The following is a 17,267-nucleotide window of genomic DNA, read 5'->3' on the forward strand; positions in this document are numbered from 1 at the left end:
TTCCGACATAATAGATTTAATCAAACACAAGGGGGCCTTTATTTGAAGAAGAAAGTTATTTCATCTGTCTTGACACTAGGGATCATTTCATCGGGTACTGCATTTGCGAGTGACTATTATAAGGGAACGGGCTTTGACAGTGTCATTGCCAATGAAGACCGTTTAATTGAGATGCTGAAACAAGAAGGGGTCTTAAAGGAAAATGCTTCACGTGCTGAAGCCGAAAAAGTAGTAAAAGCTTATGTGAAAAATAAAGGGGAAGCAGCGACAGAGAAAGTAAAAAATGAAGGCAAGTTCGTCAAGAAGTTCAAGAAAGTCACCAATCAATCCAACAAAGCAAAAGATAATCGCTTCGTTAAAGGAAAAGGACAGAAGAATGGCCATGCTAATGTCCTGAAACCTGTGCAGCTGGAAGGTTATAACGGCGAAAAGCGTACAGACAAAGTCCTGCTCCTCGCCATTGATTTCCCGGACTACAAAAACTCAACTATCACAAAAGAAGAAAGTGATATGTTCTATGAAGATTATCCTGTTGATCATTACCAGCAGATGGTATTCGGTGATAAAGGATTCAAAGGGCCGAATGGTGAGAACCTGCTTAGTATGAAACAGTTCTATCAGAATCAGTCAGGTGGCAGTTACGATATTGATGGAGAAGTCCATGGCTGGTACACGGCTGATCACCCGGCAGCCTATTACGGCGGCAACTATCCTGACGCTGATGGCAGTGACGCTCGTCCGAAGGAACTTGTAAAAGAAGCGCTTGAAAAAGCGGCACAAGATCCAACACTGAATCTATCAGATTATGATCAATGGGACCGTTATGATTTAGATGGTGACGGCGTGCTGAATGAAAAAGACGGCATCGTTGACCACGTCATGATTATTCACGCTGGACCAGGTGAGGATGCTGGTGGTGGTCGTTTAGGCCCGGATGCTATCTGGTCTCATCGCTGGAGCCTTGACTTCAATAACCAGGGGGAACCTTACACCATTCCGAACACCAAGTCTGGACTGAATCAGTTTGGCGGTAAACTGGCGGTCATTGATTATACTATTGAACCTGAAGACGGCGCTACCGGCGTATTCTCTCATGAGTTCGGCCATGATTTAGGACTTCCTGATGAATATGACACAATCTATTCCGGTAAAGGGGAACCGGTCTCATATTGGTCAATCATGTCAAGCGGTAGCTGGGCAGGTAAAATTCCAGGTACAGAACCAACAGGTTTTGACGCATATATGAAAGAACTGCTGCAGAACTACCACGGTGGTAACTGGCAGACAGGCAGTGAAATTGATGTCAAAGACGTCACATCGACTCCGCAGTCCTTCACACTAGATGAAGCTTCTAGTAAAGGGACAAATGATGATGCAGTGAAAATCACGTTACCTGATAAAGAAACACAGGTGGTCAAGCCGGCTGAAGGCACTAAAACTTATTTCAGTGGTGCCGATAACAATCTGCTGACATCGATGACGACAACAGTAGATTTAACAGGCAAAAAAGCAGCAGCATTATCATTTAAGGCTTCATACGATATTGAAAAAGGTTATGACTATGCCTATGTACAAGCCTCTACAGATGGTAAGAACTGGACTAACCTGGCAGGTAACATTACGAATAATGATGACCCTGAAGGTTCAGGTGCCAATGCGGGTAATGGTATCGACGGCACAAGCAACGGCTGGGTAGATGCTCAATTCGATCTGTCAGCATATGCAGGCAAAAAAGTTCAGCTGCGCTATCTATATGTCACAGACGCGGGTGCAATCGGATCAGGCCTCTATATCGATGATATCAAGGTCAATGCAGACGGCGCTACACTGCTGGCAGACGGCGCAGAAAATACTGCTAGATTTGATCTGAATGGTTTCTCAGTGTCAGACGGTAAGAAATACAGCAAAAACTATTACCTGCTGCAGTGGAGAAGTCATCATAAGATTGATGAAGGACTGGCACATATTAAACGTGCAGGTAACTTAATGAGCTTCAACCAAGGCTTGAACATCTATTATGTGGATGAAAGCTATTCTGATAACCATGTAGCGAAACATCCAGGCTATGGTTATATCGGTATCGTCGATGCAGACCAGAACGCACTGAAATGGAACGGTGCCAATTCATCTTATGCATCTACGCAGTATCAGGTTCGTGATGCCTCATTCAGCATGACGGCGCAGGAGCCGCTTCAATTGAAACTTGACGATGGTTCAACGCTTGTTGATAATAATCTGAAGTCAAGCGTTCTCTTCAACGATCAGAATGACTACTCTAACCCAGCACAGCCACACGCCGGTAAAATCTTACCGCAATACGGCCTGAAAGTGAAAGTGGTCGCAGAATCTAAAGATAAGTCAGTCGGTAAAGTTATCGTCTATAAATAAAAAATGCCACTTCGGTGGCATATTTTATTTGCTATAATAGAGACGAGGTGAGGAGATGAATTATATAGAGACGGACCGCCTGATTCTACGCAACTGGCAACAGAAAGATCTGCCTTTATTCCAGCAGATGAATGCTGACGCTGAAGTCAGACGCTATTTTCCAGACCGGCTGAGCTATAAAAGATCGGAAATCATTTTTCAGCAGATGCAACGCGATATAGCAGAAAACAACATCGGTTTATTTGCAGTAGAGCTCAAAGCGACCGAAACGTTTATCGGTTTCATCGGCATGCACTTACTGGAGAAGAATAAGTGGTTCTCCCTTGCTGAGATGCCTTTTTATGAGATTGGCTGGCGTCTCCGCAAAGAGGCGTGGGGGAACGGCTATGCGACAGAAGGGGCCGAGGCCGTCCTTTCTTATGGACGAGAAAGGATTGATGGTCCTATCTACAGTCTGACAAGTGTCAGAAATCTGCCGAGTATTCGCGTTATGCAGAAAATCGGGCTCGCTGAATACAGAACGTTCAATCATCCTATGATTCCGTCCGGCCATCCCCTCGAAAAACATGTGCTTTATAAGGATCAAAATGATACTGATCAGTAGCTGTCTTGTCGGGCACCCTGTTCGTTATGATGGTCGTGACCAGTTAAATTCACGTCTTAAACAGTTAGTGGAGGACGGGAAGGCCATGCCGGTTTGTCCGGAACTGATGGGCGGGCTGCAGGTGCCTAGAGAGCCGGCAGAAATAAGGGGAGGGGACGGAGAAGCGGTCTGGCAAGGTCAGGCGCGCGTCGTTACGCGCTCCGGTCAAGACGTCACTGCGCAGTTTAAGGAAGGGGCACTGCAGACGCTTGCTATGTGCCGGCAATATCAAGTGACCCTGGTGATATTAAAGGAATATAGCCCGAGCTGTGGCACTCAAATGATTTATAACGGTCAGTTTGACAGCACTAAACAGCCGGGGCTCGGTGTCACATCAGCACTCCTCAGACGGAATGGTATTCAGGTCATCAATGAAAAAGACCCTCTACTTGAGGGTCATGGATTGGATTAAGGCGTCCGGTTCTTCTTCCAGAACTGCCAGTGATAGATAACGCTCGTCTAAAAATCCGCGGTCATGCATTTCAAGCAGCATCTGGTAGAGCGTATTATAATAGCCGTCTATATTATAGATACCGATGGGTTTATGATGAAGCTCCAGCTGTGCCCAAGTGAAGATTTCAAAGAACTCTTCCAATGTACCGGCACCTCCCGGCATCATAATAAAACCATCAGAGTAATCAGCCATCATTTTTTTACGTTCATGCATATTGTCGACAATATGCAGTTCTGTCAGTCCGGTATGCGCGACTTCTTTATCTCGCAGGAAACCCGGAATCACACCGATGACTTCACCGCCATGCGCGAGTACGCTGTCAGCAATGACACCCATCAGTCCGACGTTACCGCCTCCATATACTAAACGGATGTTGTGGGCGGCAAGATAAGCGCCTAATTTTTTGGCCTGTTCGGTATAAATAGTTGCCCCGAGACGGGAGCCGCAGAAGACTGCTACTGATTTCATGGAAAAAATCCTTTCTAAATATGTTATCATTAGGGCAAGAGGTGACGGTATGATCAGAATTATGAAAATATATCCTGGAATGGAGATTCCGTTAGAACATTACTCATTATCACTCGGGCAGATGAGATTTTCCGGCCATCCTAAATATATCATTAATCGAAAAAAAGCGGATTACCAGCCTTTTGTTATATTAAAAGATAATGAAGTGATCGGTGTATTTGCCCTGGAAACAGGCAGCATCCTGCCAGTCATGGGTGCGGATGCCGATGCTATCTATCTGCGCGGCTTATCTATCTCAAGTCAGTATCAAGGCAAGGGTTATTTCAGACAGGCGCTACGGGCAATAGAAGAATACTGTTCTAGTCTCAATAAATCAGAACTGTACTTGATGGTCAATGTGAAAAATGATAATGGCTATTATGCATTTATCAAGACAGGTTTTGTAGACAGGAAACGAATGGTGCGGCAAGGATTTCTTAACTTAAAAGTATTATCAAAAACCATCCACAATCATTGATTAAGGATGGTTTTTTTCAGTTGGTCTTTAAAATAGGACTTGTCAGCAGGTGATAAGGCTTTCGGACCTTTAGTACGGTGTCCTGCCCGTCGCATCTGCTGAGAGGTATGTCGAACTGCGAGCAGCTGGTCAATATTATCTTGCGTATAGCGGTTGCCGTTATGATGAAGAATGATGGCTTTCTTATTAAGAAGAAGACTCGCTAGCCCGTAATCCTGAGTAATGACGATATCTTCTGGACGTGCTAGGGCGACGATTCTGTAATCTGCACTGTCTGCGCCGTCATCGACATACTGAACCGAGACGTATGCAGGGTACTGTTTAGAAGTGAAGTGATTGAAGTTTCGTACCAATATCACTTCAAGCTCATGCTTACCCGCCAGCTCAATGATTTCGTCAATCACCGGACAGGCATCAGCATCGACGATAATCGCCATTTAATATTTGCCACGTCGTTCGATATGAGCAGCCATCTGTTGACGATGGGTCTCGAACAATGGTGCATTAGAGTAATCCTCATCATGATTGAAATCGTAAACTGTTTCCGGCGTTTCTACTTTTGTCTGCGGACGCAGCCGTGTAAATGCACTTAAAAATGAAGCGGAATCTGCTTCTTTCTTCTTCATTCCTTTTAATTCTGCTTGATGTTTTTTCTTCGCTTCTTTATCAGCTTTCGTCAGCTCTTCTTTCATCTGCTGCTGGCGTTCTTTCAGTCGTTTTTCTTCTTCTTTCTGACGTTGACTGATAGCTTTTTCGAGCTGCTTGCCCATCTGTTTTGTTTCTTTGACCTTCTTGTTTTCTGCACGGTTCTCCTGAATATTCTGGGCAGTCGACGCTACAAAATGAGAGGCAGCGACAGTTTTGTCTTTTACATTTCTCGTCGTCTGAACCACTTTCTGCGTTGTATCCACTGTTCGGTCTTTCGCTTTTGCAGCGACATCTTTCGTAGCGATAGCCGTATTCACCGTCTTCTTTTTGATAGCGACATAATCAGGGTTTTCTTTTAAGCGGTGGCGTTCATTAATTAGGGGGACGAGGATAAGAGCCCCTAGGTTTACAGCGGTTTTAATTTTATCATTCATCGTCATTCTCTCCTTCATAAGGTCGTATTAATAACTTCATCTTACCCTGAATATGCTTAAAATAAACGGCTGTCACAAGGACAACCGTCATTTTACTCTTCAAGACTATTCGTAATTTTATCTGTTAAATACATTAAATGCTTGTAATCTGCGTATCTGATACCGGAATGCACAAGCATCTCCTCAGGGATTTTATTGATTTGTTCAACCAACGTTTTACCTTTAGATGTTAAATGGACAAGTACGATCCGTTCATCTTCACACGAACGGATTCTCGTCACTAATTCAGCCAGCTCCATCTTTTTAATGATAGGGGTGATAGTACCGGACTGAAAAGCCAGCCTTTCGCCTAATTTCAGGACAGGCAGGCCGTCTGACTCGTTCAATACCATGAGAACCAGATACTGCTGATAACTCAGCTGATAAGGCTTCAGTAATACGCGGTTATAATATTTAATCAGTTGATGCTGTGCATGATAAAGATGATAATCAAGCGATGATATTTTATTCATAGTTACTCCTCAACAATAAAAAATTAAATCCCTTTACCGATACCGAAACCGAAGTAGAGCACCGCAATAATTGCGACAAGAATCAGTCGATAAATGGCAAATGGTATCAGTTTGACACGGTTGATCAGTTCCAGGAACAGTTTAATGGATAAAACGCCGAAGACGAAGGCGAAAATAAATCCTAGAATGTAGAACCATGTCTGATCAGCATAGATGTACTGATAATTACTGATCAAGCTTTTGGCACTGGCAGCAGCCATGATAGGCACAGCCATCATAAAAGTGAAATCAGAAGCTGCTTTATGGTCAAGCTTCGTCAGAACACCTGCTGAAATGGTGGAACCAGAACGTGAGAAGCCGGGCCAGAGCGCCAGGATCTGGACCAGACCGATAATGAAAGCCTGACGATAAGTGATGCTGTCCACCGTCTGCGGCTGCTGAACTTTCTTCGCATATATATCTGCTGCAATCATCAATATAGCACCGAGCGCAAGGCCTATAAGGACAGTAGGTACAGAGAATAAGTGTTCGTCGATGAAATCATCAAACAATAGACCAGCAATACCTGCCGGTAACAAGCCGACGATGATGTGCGACAGCTTAAGACGATGAGTCCCGCGTTCTGCTTTAAAGCTGAGCATATCGACAAAACGATGTCTGAAAATCCATGCCGCAGCGAGTATTGAACCGAGCTGAATCACAATTTTAAATGTATTGGCAGATTCTTTTGATCCGAGAACCTGTGCTGAATGCAGCCACATATCATCCACTAAAATCTGATGACCTGTAGAAGAGACAGGCGCAAACTCTGTCAGACCTTCAACAATCCCTAAAATAATCGCTTTTAACAGTATAAAGAATTCCATTTCTTAACCACCTTGTGTTATATCATTTTCTTTGACAGTATAACACATCACCATGTCATAATAATATTTTTAATGAGCGGGAGATGCAAAGCGTATTATTTTTGTTTTCCACATTTATCATTATAATATAACTGAGGATGTGAAAATGTGAAATATTTAACAAGTTTATCTAAACGTTATCTCTATATACATGTATTATTAGTCGCTGCTTCCTTGTCACTGGCCGCTATTATTATTTTGCAGAGTCTGAATATCGGACAGCTGATAGATGGTGTTCTTCACCAATCTATACCTTATCAGTTATTAGCTATCATTCTTGCCATACTAATCGGAAGAAGCGTCCTGCATTTTGCCATAAAATGGCTCGGTGTAGTGCTCAGCGCCAGAATCAAGCATCAGCTGCGTCGGTCAGTGATCGATGAGAAACGACCGGCCGCTGATACTTTGAACTTATCAACTGAAGGAATCGAAGGGATTGACAGTTTCTATGCTGACTATCTGCCGCAAGTCTACCGCTCTGCTATCATTCCGTCAGCCATCATTGTTTTTCTTCTGTTCTTTCACCGGAATGCAGCCTTGATCATGCTGATCACTGCACCGTTTGTACCGTTATTCTATATTATCATCGGCATCAATACCGCTAAAAAAGCGACGGATCAGATGACGGCACTTAATCAGTTTGCCGGTTATTTCCTTGATGCGATACGCGGCATTGTGACGATCAAACTGTTTAATAATGAGGCCCGCGTTAAACAGGATATTGCAGAGAAATCTGAAGGATTCAGAGCGAAGACGATGATTATCCTGAAGACGGCTTTTCTGTCCACACTGATGATTGAATTTATCACGATGCTGTCTATCGGGATTATCGCCCTTGAAATAGGACTCGGTCTGATCGTCTTTAAAACCATTTCTTTCTATACGGCGATTGTCGTCCTGATGCTTGCACCGGAATTCTATAATGCGTTAAAAGATTTAGGTGCTGCTTTTCATACGGGTAAACAGGCGGAAGGTTATGCGGAACTTCTCAGCGGACAGGGGGCAGAGCGCATTCAGTATGCTTATTCAGTTCGTGATACTATTAAAATGAATACACAACTCGCTTATTCAAACTTCAGTATGCAGATTCACGATGAACTGCCAGTGCGTCATGCCGTGATCTTCGGTCCGAGTGGAGCAGGTAAATCCACTTTCGCGAAAATGCTGTCAGGTGTAGAGACTCATGGCCATGGTCAGATTGAGCTGCCTGCTTATCTTGAAAATAATATGATCTATATGTCTCAGCAGCCTTTTGTGATGAATGATACACTTCGACATAATGTCACGATGTTTAATCCGGTCTCTGAAGAGGCACTACTCTCTGCTGCAAGACAGGTCGATATGCTGGAACGTATTCAGGCTCTGCCGCAAGGATTCGATACCGTCCTCGGCAGTGGCGGCGAACAGCTGTCAGGTGGAGAAACACATCGACTGATGCTGATGCGAGCGCTATTGAATCCGGCAGCCATGATTATTTTTGATGAGCCGACTGCCATGCTCGATGCAAAGACAGCAGGCATTGTGAGAGCTACTTTGAAAGAACTGAGTGAACGATCCATTGTTTATACGATTGCGCATCAGCGGACAACTATTCAGTCAGCTGACTATCTGATTTATATTGAAGCAGGCAGAGTGACGCATGGTAAGCCTGCAGATTTCAGGGAGCAGGAATTTTATCAGGTGGTGATGCAGGATGTTTAAATGGATTAACAAAAAGACTTACCGCTCTCTGTCACTGGCTATTGTCATCGGTGTGATCGGTGGCTTAACGGCTATCGGTATGTTCAGTTTGAGCGGCCTTATGTTGTCGAAAAGTGCCTACGGTGTCCCGCTTTATTCGCTGATGATTCTCGTGGCTTCCATCAAACTGCTCGGGGTAGTGCGTGCAGTGGCTCGATACTTTGAACGGCTGATCAGCCATGATGCCACATTCCGTATGTTGAAGGAAGTCAGAGTGAGTGCATTTGATCAGCTGATGCTGGACTTTGTCAATCTGCATCAAAAATGGCGTCTGTCCGAACTTCTGCAGCGTACTGTCAATGATATCGAGAAGCTGCAGAATGTCCTGTTAAGAGTGATCTACCCGCCAGTGGTGGTGCTGCTTACTGCGCTGAGCGTCTGTGGCATCTATGCCTTCTACGACTGGCAGGCAGTACTGGTTATTGCCGGCGTGATGCTGATAATATTGATCGCACTGCCGCTTATATTCAGTCATATACTCAGCCGGCTGACGGCTGCAACAAGAAGCAGTCAATCGAGCTTTATGTCTCTACTGACAGATTATCAATTAGGCCGTGAAGATTTAGCAGTGTTCGACCAGGAAGGCCGGTATGAACACAGGCTGCAGGTTGCGCAGCATGCATTTGAAAAAAATCTTCTGCGGGAGAAGCAGCTGCTCGCTCTCTATGACTTTCTGCTCAACCTATTCAGTATGCTGGCCATCTGGGGTGTGCTATTTGTGATGCTGGACCGCACCGTCCTGATGTACGCAAGCATCGTCATGGTCACTATTACTTTATTTGAAATGGCCGTTCCGATGACCAACTTCCCTTTCTATTATCAGGAAACGAAGCGGGCGAGTGAGCATCTGTTGACATTTTCTGCACCGGAAGTTAAAACACAGCCGGCCCGTGTCCTGCCGATTGAACTTAATCACCTCACCTTTAGCTATCCCGGGCAGACGCGCCCGGTTTTAGACCATTTGAATATGACGATACAGGAAGGTGAAAAAGTAGCGATTGTCGGCAGCAGTGGTTCCGGGAAGTCTACTTTGATGAATCTGCTAGCAGGGCTCTATTCAAGTGATATTGTGACGGGCGGCGTATCGATGCAGGACATCGACCGTGAAAGCTATATGAATGAACTGAATGTCATGCAACAGAAGAATCATTTCTTCCAGGGGACTGTGCAGGACAATCTCTTCAGCGATCACACTGAAGCCATCAATCAGTATTTACAAGATTTCAACTTACCTTTTACAGCTGAGAGCGAAATCAGTGAATTTGGTCGTAATTTATCCGGGGGTGAGCGGCAGAGACTGCACTTTATAAGAATGCTGCTCAGAGATAGAACGCTCTGGCTGCTCGATGAACCATTCAATGGCATCGATGCCGTGAATAAAAAATTGATGATTGAACAGATTCTTCAACAAAAAACGGTTGTCGTGATCAGTCATGAACTTGAAATCTTACGGGACTTTGATATGATTTATGTATTGGAAGATGGAAAATTGATGGAGTCTGGTCAGTTCGAGTCATTAATGGAGAGACAAGGCATTTTCTATCATCAACTTCTATTGGAACGCCAGAGAATTAATTAGGAGGACAACATGACAAAAATAGCATGGTTAGTCGATACGGCGGCGGGATTTACGAAGGAAGAAATTGCAGAACATGATCTATATGTCGTGCCGATGGGCCTGATCTTAAACGGTCACAGCTATATCGATCAGGTCAATCTGTCAACAGAGGAGTTTTATCAACTGCTGCAGCAATATGGTGAAGGGGCAAAATCTTCTCAGCCGAATTTTCAGGCGATGCTGAATACGTATCACAAAATCAAAGAAGATGGGTACGATGCTGTGATCGCTGTTCATCCGACGAGCGAATTAACAGGGTCCTATCAGAATTCTCTCACTGCGAGCAGTGAAGTCGAGATAAAGTCAGCGGTTATTGATTCACGTACGGGTTCTTATCCTTATAAGAAAATGGTTCTTGAAGGGATGGCACTGACTGAAAACGGAGAATCCTTCGACACAGCGGTGAGTCATATTAAGCAACGAGTGAACGACTCTGTGCTTTACCTGCAGCCTAAAAATCTGCAGCAGGTCAGAAGAAGTGGCCGGCTCACTGCCTCACAAAGTTTCCTGGCAGGTCTCCTCAGTATCCAGCTGATTCTAAGTCTGGAAGAAGGTAAGATCATTCCTTACGAAAAAGTCAGAACGCGGAAAAAAGTATTTGACCGAATGATAGAAATAGTGGAAGATGCGATTGAAAATGATAATATCAAGGAAATCTGTGTACTGAATTCCGGAGATAAAGAAGAGGCACAGAAGTATGTAGAACGATTACAACAGGATTATCCGGACCTCATTATTCACGAGGATTATATGGTGGCAGTCGCCAGTGTCCATACAGGATATGGTACAGTATCAGTGGGCTGGCTTAAAAATTAAAATAACCTGAGCACATGCTCAGGTTATTTTATTATTCATATTATGAACCATCTTATCCAGCAATTCTTTCAGCTCGTCGATTTCCTGATCTGAAAGAATATCCTTCTCCAATAAAACGTCGGTACAGTTCTGGAGCGGTTCCTGAAGTTCCCGGCTTTTATCGGTGAGATGAACGAATACCTCCCGCTGATCAAGTTCGGAACGCTTGCGAACGATGAGGTCATTCGCTTCCATACGCTTGAGAAGAGGAGAGATAGTACCTGTATCAAGTGCCAGTGCCTCAACGAGTGTCTTGACATTAACCGGTGACATCTGCCAGAGTATGGAGAGAACGAGGTACTGCGGATAAGTAAGATTATATTGTTTAAATACTTGATTAGTATAGAAGCGATTCATCTTACGCTGTGCGTTGTAGAGACTGAAACACAGCTGTTTGTCGAGCTTGAAATTATCGGACATTGAATTCCCCGCCTTAAATATATTCTGAGTTGTATAATACTTACTAACCTTATTATAAAAACGTGGCTAATTCAAGGCAATAATATTTGAATAACATGTAAATGTGATTAAAAACTGTATGTGGGAGGATTTTATGGGTAAAATTAAACTCTATATTATAAGTGGTTTTCTAGGCAGCGGTAAAACAACACTGCTGAAACAGATGCTGACACAATGGCACGACCAGAAAGTAGCCATTCTTATGAATGAACTCGGACAGTTTAATGTAGATTCTACTATACTAGGTGACAAAACACCGATGAACGAACTGCTGAACGGTTGTATCTGTTGTGACCTGAAAAGTGATGTTGAGGTTCAGCTGCATGATATCAGACATCGTCATCAGCCGGACATCATCATTATTGAAGCAACCGGGGTAGCGCATCCCGTTGAAATCTATGAGGCATGTCTTGCGCCTTCTTTGACGTCGTTCATTCAGATACAGTCCATATTGACCTTAGTTGATGGGCCGCGGTTTCTTGACCGTGCCCAGTATAGTGTCACGACTGTCCACCTGATGGAGGAGCAGGTGCGCTATGCACACAGTGTCATCATCAATAAGAAAGATTTAATGAGTGCTGACGATATCCGTTCAGTTACTGAACAGGTTGAATCATTGAATCCCGCGGGTGAGGTCTTCGTGACTTCCTACTCTGAAGTCCCGGACACAGTATTTGCAGGAGAAGGGGTGAGACCTGGCATCCACCAACATCACCATCATGGTATCCAGTCCATGGTCTATACGTTTACTGCGCCGATAGATAGTCGCAGATTCGTCAGCTGGCTCAGATCGTTGCCGGAAAGCGTACTCAGAATCAAAGGTTACCTCAAGTTCAGAGAGAATCCTGGCCAGGTGGTTCTGTTCCAATATTCCTATGGTATCCCGCAATATGAGCCTGAAGAGATGAACCTGCCCCTTAAGCTGGTGGTCATCGGCGAACAGCTGGATAAAAATAAGATGCTGGACCAGCTGGACCAGCTGCAATTCAGTTAAGACAATCAGAGGATTGTCTTTTTTCGTGCGTGAATTTGAAAGTTTTTGATTGGTTTTGATAGTTTTTGATTGATTTTTGTAAACGGTAACATTATACTGAAATTGTGATAAGGGGGTCAGAGAATGCTTACTGAAAAACGTCATGAAATGATCTGTGACATGCTCAGTCAATATGACATTGTCACACTGCAGCAACTGACAGAGACGATAGGCAGCAGTGAATCTACTATAAGGCGTGACTTATCTGCACTGGAAGAGAAGGGTCAGTTAATCCGAGTCCATGGTGGTGCCAAACAGATATCAGATCAGCACGACACAGAGCTCAATATCAAAACAACAAGATTCGTCCGTGAGAAAGACGGAATAGCGAAACAGGCAGCTGCACTGATAAAAGACGGTTCCTGCATCTACCTGGATGCAGGGAGCTCAACACTCGCAATGATTCCCTATCTCACTCAGCGCGATCTGACAGTCGTGACAAATAGTGTGACCCATGTGATGGCACTCATTGAGCGGGGGATCAGGGCGTTGATGATTGGTGGCTTGGTCAAGCCTAATACGATGGCTAACGTCGGCTGTGCTGCTGAGGAGATGCTGAGGACATTTAACTTCAGCATGGCTTTCATCGGCGTGAACGGGGTGGATGCTGATAATGGATTTACAACGCCTGACCCGGAAGAAGCGGCCATCAAGCGACTGGCCATCAGACAGAGCAGACAGAGCTATTATCTGGCTGACGAATCGAAGTTTGATCATGTGACATTTGCGACGATAGTGCCGCTCAGCGAAGGCAGTATCATTACAAACCATAATCATTCTTACATCAAGCAATATGCTAAATATATAAAGGTGGGGTAGCATGATCTACACAGTGACTTTAAATCCATCAGTGGATTACATCGTATTCACTGACACGATGAAAATCGGAGAATTAAATAGAGCCAGTCAGACTTACAAGTTCGCAGGAGGTAAAGGTATCAATGTCTCACGTGTTCTGAAGTCCCACGGCGTAGAATCGACAGCACTCGGCTTTACAGGCGGATTTCCCGGAGATTTTATTAAAAACAGTTTACAAGAAGACCGCATCATGACTGACTTCATTGAAGTGGCAGAAGATACGAGAATCAATATTAAATTAAAAGGCATGGCTGAAACAGAGATCAATGCCCCAGGGCCGTCCGTCACACGCGAACAGACAGAACAGCTGCTCCAGCAGATTCAAAGGCTGTCTCCTGACGACACGCTCGTACTCGCCGGCAGTATCCCGTCTTCTGTAGATGCAGATATCTATAGCCGGATTGCCCAGTTATGTCCCGGGAAAATTGTGGTAGATGCAGAGAAAGACTTGCTGTTATCCGTGCTCGACAGTCAGCCTGAATTCATCAAACCGAATAAAGCTGAACTTGAGCAGATTTTTGAGAGGAAGCTTGAGACTGTCGATGAAATAATAGATTGCGCAAGAGAACTCATCAAGAAGGGGGCCAAAAATGTGATGGTCTCACTTGGCGGTGAGGGCGCACTCTATGTAAGTGAATCACTGGTCTATCAGGCAGAAGTACCTAGCGGTCATGTAGTCAATACGGTAGGGTCAGGAGACTCTACTGTGGCAGGCATGATTGCGGGTATGACACAAGGACTTTCTATCGAAGAGAGCTTTAAACTGGCAGTGGCCTCAGGGACAGCGACTGCATTTACAGAGGATCTGGCCACACAAGAACAAATAGCACATGTCTTATCGGATATTAAATTGACAATCGTCTAATTATAAGGAGGGTAAATCAATGAGAATTACAGAACTGCTGACACAGTCAACTATTGCGATGGATTTAAATGCTTCTACTAAGAATACAGTGATCGATGAGCTTGTGGAAACATTATGGCAGGCAGGAAAACTGAACGACAAAGAGGCATACCGTGAAGCCATCCATGCCCGTGAAGCACAGAGTACGACAGGAATAGGAGAAGGCATCGCGATTCCACATGCGAAGACAGATGCGGTGAAGATACCAGCGATTGCTTTCGGTAAATCAAAGCCGGGCGTTGATTATGAATCACTGGACGGAACGCCGGCTCATCTTTTCTTTATGATTGCCGCACCGGCAGGCGGTGCACAGACCCATCTGGATGCCTTGGCTAAATTGTCCGGTATTCTGATGAATGAAGAAGTAAGAGCACAGTTACTGAACGCTAATTCTAAAGAAGAAGTACTTGCTATTATCGATCAGAATGATGAAAGCGCAGCAGAAGTTGAGGAAGTGGTTGCGACGCCAGCTCCAGCTGCTGATGATAACCTGATTCTTGCGGTCACAGCTTGTCCGACAGGTATTGCGCATACTTATATGGCGGCGGATTCTTTGAAGAATAAAGCAGCGAAAATGGGTGTGCCGATTAAAGTGGAGACGAATGGCTCCGGTGGTGTGAAAAACAAGCTGACTGAGGATGAAATCAGACGCGCGAAAGGGATTATCGTTGCGGCAGATGTCAATGTCGATACAGCGCGTTTTGATGGGAAAAACGTAGTCATGGTGCCAGTGGCAGATGGTATCAAACGTCCGGAAGAACTGATCAATATGGCCCAGGATGATTCACGGCCAAAATTTGCCGCTTCCAATAAAGCACGTACAACAGACTCAGGTGAGAAAAAAGGATTCTATAAGCACCTGATGAGTGGTGTATCCAATATGCTGCCCTTCGTTATTGCCGGGGGAATATTGATTGCGCTTAGTTTCTTCTGGGGGATTAAGTCATCAGACCCTACTAACGCACAATATAACGAATTTGCTGCAGCATTAAATACAATCGGTGGTGGTAAAGGTGCATTCGGCCTGATGATTCCGATTCTAGCTGGTTTCATCGCTCTCAGTATTGCTGACCGTCCAGCTCTTGCACCAGGTATGGTAGGGGGTCTGATGGCTGTACAAGGGGGCTCAGGTTTCTTGGGAGGTCTCATCGCAGGTTTCCTGGCCGGCTACTTAGTGAAAGGGCTGAAAGCGCTGTTCAGTGTTCTACCACCAGCTCTTGAAGGAATTAAACCGACCTTGCTCTATCCCGTGCTAGGGGTGGGTCTGACGGGTTTGATTATGTACTATTTAATCAATCCGCCGGCGAAATGGCTGAATGATTTACTGACAACAACATTGAACAATATGAATGGTACAAATATTATCCTGCTCGGTCTCGTGCTGGGAGGAATGATGGCCATCGATATGGGTGGGCCATTCAATAAAGCAGCCTACGCATTTGGCCTTGCAGCGATTGACGCAGGTAACTATGCGCCGATTACTGCGGCAATGATTGGCGGCATGGTACCGCCGCTTGCCATTGCACTTGCGATGATTATCTTCAGACGTAAATTCACAAAAGTTCAGCGTGGATCGACTGTCTCGAATGCTGTAATGGGGGCATCATTCATCACGGAAGGTGCGATTCCATTTGCAGCGGCAGATCCGCTTCGTGTCATTCCGTCAATGATAGCAGGTAGCGCGACAGCAGGGGCTTTAGCTATGGCATTTGGCTGCCGGGTCCCTGCACCCCATGGTGGTATGTTCGTGATATGGCTCGACAAAACTCACTGGCCGATGTTCTTACTTGCTCTCGCAATCGGTACAATAGTGTCAGCATTAATCTACGGCTTTATTAAACCGAAACTCACTGAAGAAGAACGGCAGGCTGAAATAGCAATGGAATAAACACTAAGCATCCGACCTACGTCGGATGTTTTTTAATAACTGACGTTATATATTGTAATAAAGGGGTAAATTTTATAACATTATAGTTAACCTAGTAGAGAAGGATGAGCCCATGTTATATTACAAAACATACATTAAAGATAAGGAGGCGCCCTGGATCACCTTTATTCATGGTGCAGGCGGCAGTTCGGCCATCTGGTTTAAACAGATCAGGTATTTCAGAAAAGATTTTAATATCTTGCTCGTGGATTTACGCGGGCACGGTAAATCTCAAGAAGACAAGTGGAAAAAAGGAGACACTTTCGGGCATCTGGCAGCCGAAGTGATAGAAGTTTGTGATCACCTCGGAATTGAGAAAACACATGTCATCGGTATGAGTCTCGGTACGATTGTGTCTCAGTCTTTAGCCGACCGTTATCCAGAGCGCGTACAGTCACTCGTTTTAGGTGGGGCTATTATCGCTCTTGATATCCGCACAAAGCTTTTACTCTGGTTGGGTCGAACAATCAAGCGTATCATCCCGTTTATGCTCCTTTATAAATTGTTTGCGTACATCATTATGCCGAGAAAAGCGCATGAGGAATCCAGACTCGCTTTTGTCAACGAAGCTAAGAAGATGAGTCAGAAGCAGTTTATTAAATGGTTCAGTCTGACCAAGCTGATCAATCCTTACCTGAGCCATCTGCAGGTCTCCACTAAAAAAATTCCGACCATCTTTATTATGGGGTCTGAAGACTATTTATTTATTCCGCCTGTCAAAAAAGTGGCCGAAGAGAATAGTAACTTCAAAGTAGAAATCATTGAAAACTGTGGCCATGTCTGTAATATCGATCAGCCTGATATTTTCAATGACATTTCAAAACGATTCATTATGTCGCATGCGTAACGCTGCGACATAAAATATGTTAGAATAAGACTATTATGACAAGTGGCTGTCGTTTCA

The 17,267-nt window shown here is 44.6% G+C and carries 18 protein-coding genes; 12 read left to right on the top strand and 6 right to left on the bottom strand.

What is annotated here, in order from left to right; all coding sequences use genetic code 11:
• Nucleotides 1-42 precede the first annotated feature (42 nt).
• Genes ERX55_RS04200 through ERX55_RS04210 form a run of 3 tightly spaced genes read left to right on the top strand, consistent with a single transcriptional unit; the run spans nt 43 to nt 3,443 of the window.
• Nucleotides 43-2,388, top strand: a complete 2,346-nt coding sequence (locus tag ERX55_RS04200) for an immune inhibitor A domain-containing protein (protein WP_133451352.1) — start codon at nt 43-45, stop codon at nt 2,386-2,388.
• A 55-nt stretch (nt 2,389-2,443) separates the two neighbouring features.
• Nucleotides 2,444-2,992 (top strand): GNAT family N-acetyltransferase, encoded by a 549-nt coding sequence (locus ERX55_RS04205; RefSeq protein WP_133451353.1) that lies wholly within the window; start codon nt 2,444-2,446, stop codon nt 2,990-2,992.
• Nucleotides 2,976-3,443: a 2-thiouracil desulfurase family protein gene (locus ERX55_RS04210; protein ID WP_133451354.1), complete on the top strand. Its 468-nt coding sequence runs from the start codon at nt 2,976-2,978 to the stop codon at nt 3,441-3,443. The genes ERX55_RS04205 and ERX55_RS04210 overlap by 17 nt, the downstream gene beginning before the upstream one ends.
• On the opposite strand, the gene ERX55_RS04215 is transcribed toward ERX55_RS04210, so the two are convergent.
• Complete coding sequence (locus tag ERX55_RS04215) at nt 3,417-3,953, bottom strand: LOG family protein (protein WP_133451355.1); 537 nt, start codon at nt 3,951-3,953, stop codon at nt 3,417-3,419. The genes ERX55_RS04210 and ERX55_RS04215 overlap by 27 nt on opposite strands.
• 49 nt (nt 3,954-4,002) lie before the next feature.
• On the opposite strand from ERX55_RS04215, the gene ERX55_RS04220 reads away from it, so the two are divergent.
• Nucleotides 4,003-4,470 carry a GNAT family N-acetyltransferase gene (locus ERX55_RS04220; protein WP_165983703.1) on the top strand — a complete coding sequence of 156 codons (468 nt, stop codon included), beginning with the start codon at nt 4,003-4,005 and terminating at the stop codon, nt 4,468-4,470.
• Here ERX55_RS04220 and ERX55_RS04225 read toward each other — a convergent pair.
• From ERX55_RS04225 to ERX55_RS04240, 4 genes are all read right to left on the bottom strand, one after another.
• Entirely contained in the window at nt 4,464-4,907 is a 444-nt protein-coding gene (locus tag ERX55_RS04225; RefSeq protein ID WP_133451357.1) for a YaiI/YqxD family protein, read from the bottom strand. The two genes, ERX55_RS04220 and ERX55_RS04225, sit on opposite strands and share 7 nt — an antisense overlap.
• The gene (locus ERX55_RS04230; protein WP_133451358.1) at nt 4,908-5,552 is read right to left on the bottom strand and encodes a hypothetical protein; all 645 of its coding nucleotides are present in this window, start codon (nt 5,550-5,552) and stop codon (nt 4,908-4,910) included. It lies immediately after the preceding gene.
• A gap of 92 nt (nt 5,553-5,644) precedes the next feature.
• Complete coding sequence (locus ERX55_RS04235; protein ID WP_133451359.1) at nt 5,645-6,064, bottom strand: MarR family winged helix-turn-helix transcriptional regulator; 420 nt, start codon at nt 6,062-6,064, stop codon at nt 5,645-5,647.
• Nucleotides 6,065-6,087: 23 nt separating this feature from the next.
• Entirely contained in the window at nt 6,088-6,930 is an 843-nt protein-coding gene (locus tag ERX55_RS04240) for an undecaprenyl-diphosphate phosphatase (RefSeq protein WP_133451360.1), read from the bottom strand.
• A 147-nt stretch (nt 6,931-7,077) separates the two neighbouring features.
• Between ERX55_RS04240 and ERX55_RS04245 the strand changes: the two genes are divergently transcribed.
• From ERX55_RS04245 to ERX55_RS04255, 3 genes are read left to right on the top strand one after another with little or no spacing between them, the layout of a single operon-like run.
• Nucleotides 7,078-8,670 (top strand): ABC transporter ATP-binding protein/permease, encoded by a 1,593-nt coding sequence (locus ERX55_RS04245; RefSeq protein WP_133451361.1) that lies wholly within the window; start codon nt 7,078-7,080, stop codon nt 8,668-8,670.
• Entirely contained in the window at nt 8,663-10,288 is a 1,626-nt protein-coding gene (locus tag ERX55_RS04250) for an amino acid ABC transporter ATP-binding/permease protein (protein WP_133451362.1), read from the top strand. Before ERX55_RS04245 ends, ERX55_RS04250 begins: the two co-directional genes overlap by 8 nt.
• Before the next feature lie 9 nt (nt 10,289-10,297).
• Nucleotides 10,298-11,143, top strand: coding sequence for a DegV family protein (locus ERX55_RS04255; RefSeq protein ID WP_133451363.1), 846 nt, complete (start codon nt 10,298-10,300; stop codon nt 11,141-11,143).
• Nucleotides 11,144-11,161: 18 nt separating this feature from the next.
• Here ERX55_RS04255 and ERX55_RS04260 read toward each other — a convergent pair whose 3' ends face one another.
• Nucleotides 11,162-11,602: a MarR family winged helix-turn-helix transcriptional regulator gene (locus ERX55_RS04260; protein ID WP_133451364.1), complete on the bottom strand. Its 441-nt coding sequence runs from the start codon at nt 11,600-11,602 to the stop codon at nt 11,162-11,164.
• Nucleotides 11,603-11,735: 133 nt separating this feature from the next.
• On the opposite strand from ERX55_RS04260, the gene ERX55_RS04265 reads away from it, so the two are divergent.
• The 5 genes from ERX55_RS04265 to ERX55_RS04285 all read left to right on the top strand — a co-directional run bounded on the left by ERX55_RS04265 (nt 11,736) and on the right by ERX55_RS04285 (nt 17,210).
• Nucleotides 11,736-12,635, top strand: a complete 900-nt coding sequence (locus ERX55_RS04265) for a CobW family GTP-binding protein (protein ID WP_243721453.1) — start codon at nt 11,736-11,738, stop codon at nt 12,633-12,635.
• A gap of 123 nt (nt 12,636-12,758) precedes the next feature.
• A complete protein-coding gene (locus ERX55_RS04270) occupies nt 12,759-13,493 on the top strand; it encodes a DeoR/GlpR family DNA-binding transcription regulator (protein WP_133451366.1) in 735 nt (244 codons plus the stop codon).
• A 1-nt stretch (nt 13,494) separates the two neighbouring features.
• Nucleotides 13,495-14,397 (top strand): 1-phosphofructokinase, encoded by a 903-nt coding sequence (gene pfkB / locus ERX55_RS04275; protein WP_133451367.1) that lies wholly within the window; start codon nt 13,495-13,497, stop codon nt 14,395-14,397.
• A gap of 19 nt (nt 14,398-14,416) precedes the next feature.
• Nucleotides 14,417-16,324: a PTS fructose transporter subunit IIABC gene (locus tag ERX55_RS04280; protein WP_133451368.1), complete on the top strand. Its 1,908-nt coding sequence runs from the start codon at nt 14,417-14,419 to the stop codon at nt 16,322-16,324.
• A 112-nt stretch (nt 16,325-16,436) separates the two neighbouring features.
• On the top strand, nt 16,437-17,210 hold the full coding sequence (locus ERX55_RS04285) for an alpha/beta fold hydrolase (protein WP_133451369.1): 774 nt from the start codon (nt 16,437-16,439) through the stop codon (nt 17,208-17,210).
• Nucleotides 17,211-17,267: the final 57 nt, after the last annotated feature.

The organism is Macrococcus bovicus (genome assembly GCF_004359575.1).
GTDB lineage: Bacteria > Bacillota > Bacilli > Staphylococcales > Staphylococcaceae > Macrococcus > Macrococcus bovicus.

Bases quoted from the DNA above. Each gene is read 5' to 3' on its own strand.
- ERX55_RS04240 (WP_133451360.1), bottom strand. From the start codon at position 6,930: ATGGAATTCTTTATACTGTTAAAAGCGATTATTTTAGGGATTGTTGAA.
- ERX55_RS04210 (WP_133451354.1), top strand. From the start codon at position 2,976: ATGATACTGATCAGTAGCTGTCTTGTCGGGCACCCTGTTCGTTATGAT.
- ERX55_RS04285 (WP_133451369.1), top strand. From the start codon at position 16,437: ATGTTATATTACAAAACATACATTAAAGATAAGGAGGCGCCCTGGATC.
- ERX55_RS04220 (WP_165983703.1), top strand. From the start codon at position 4,003: ATGATCAGAATTATGAAAATATATCCTGGAATGGAGATTCCGTTAGAA.
- ERX55_RS04260 (WP_133451364.1), bottom strand. From the start codon at position 11,602: ATGTCCGATAATTTCAAGCTCGACAAACAGCTGTGTTTCAGTCTCTAC.
- ERX55_RS04205 (WP_133451353.1), top strand. From the start codon at position 2,444: ATGAATTATATAGAGACGGACCGCCTGATTCTACGCAACTGGCAACAG.
- ERX55_RS04270 (WP_133451366.1), top strand. From the start codon at position 12,759: ATGCTTACTGAAAAACGTCATGAAATGATCTGTGACATGCTCAGTCAA.
- ERX55_RS04215 (WP_133451355.1), bottom strand. From the start codon at position 3,953: ATGAAATCAGTAGCAGTCTTCTGCGGCTCCCGTCTCGGGGCAACTATT.
- ERX55_RS04235 (WP_133451359.1), bottom strand. From the start codon at position 6,064: ATGAATAAAATATCATCGCTTGATTATCATCTTTATCATGCACAGCAT.
- ERX55_RS04225 (WP_133451357.1), bottom strand. From the start codon at position 4,907: ATGGCGATTATCGTCGATGCTGATGCCTGTCCGGTGATTGACGAAATC.
- ERX55_RS04265 (WP_243721453.1), top strand. From the start codon at position 11,736: ATGGGTAAAATTAAACTCTATATTATAAGTGGTTTTCTAGGCAGCGGT.
- pfkB (WP_133451367.1), top strand. From the start codon at position 13,495: ATGATCTACACAGTGACTTTAAATCCATCAGTGGATTACATCGTATTC.
- ERX55_RS04250 (WP_133451362.1), top strand. From the start codon at position 8,663: ATGTTTAAATGGATTAACAAAAAGACTTACCGCTCTCTGTCACTGGCT.
- ERX55_RS04230 (WP_133451358.1), bottom strand. From the start codon at position 5,552: ATGAATGATAAAATTAAAACCGCTGTAAACCTAGGGGCTCTTATCCTC.
- ERX55_RS04280 (WP_133451368.1), top strand. From the start codon at position 14,417: ATGAGAATTACAGAACTGCTGACACAGTCAACTATTGCGATGGATTTA.
- ERX55_RS04255 (WP_133451363.1), top strand. From the start codon at position 10,298: ATGACAAAAATAGCATGGTTAGTCGATACGGCGGCGGGATTTACGAAG.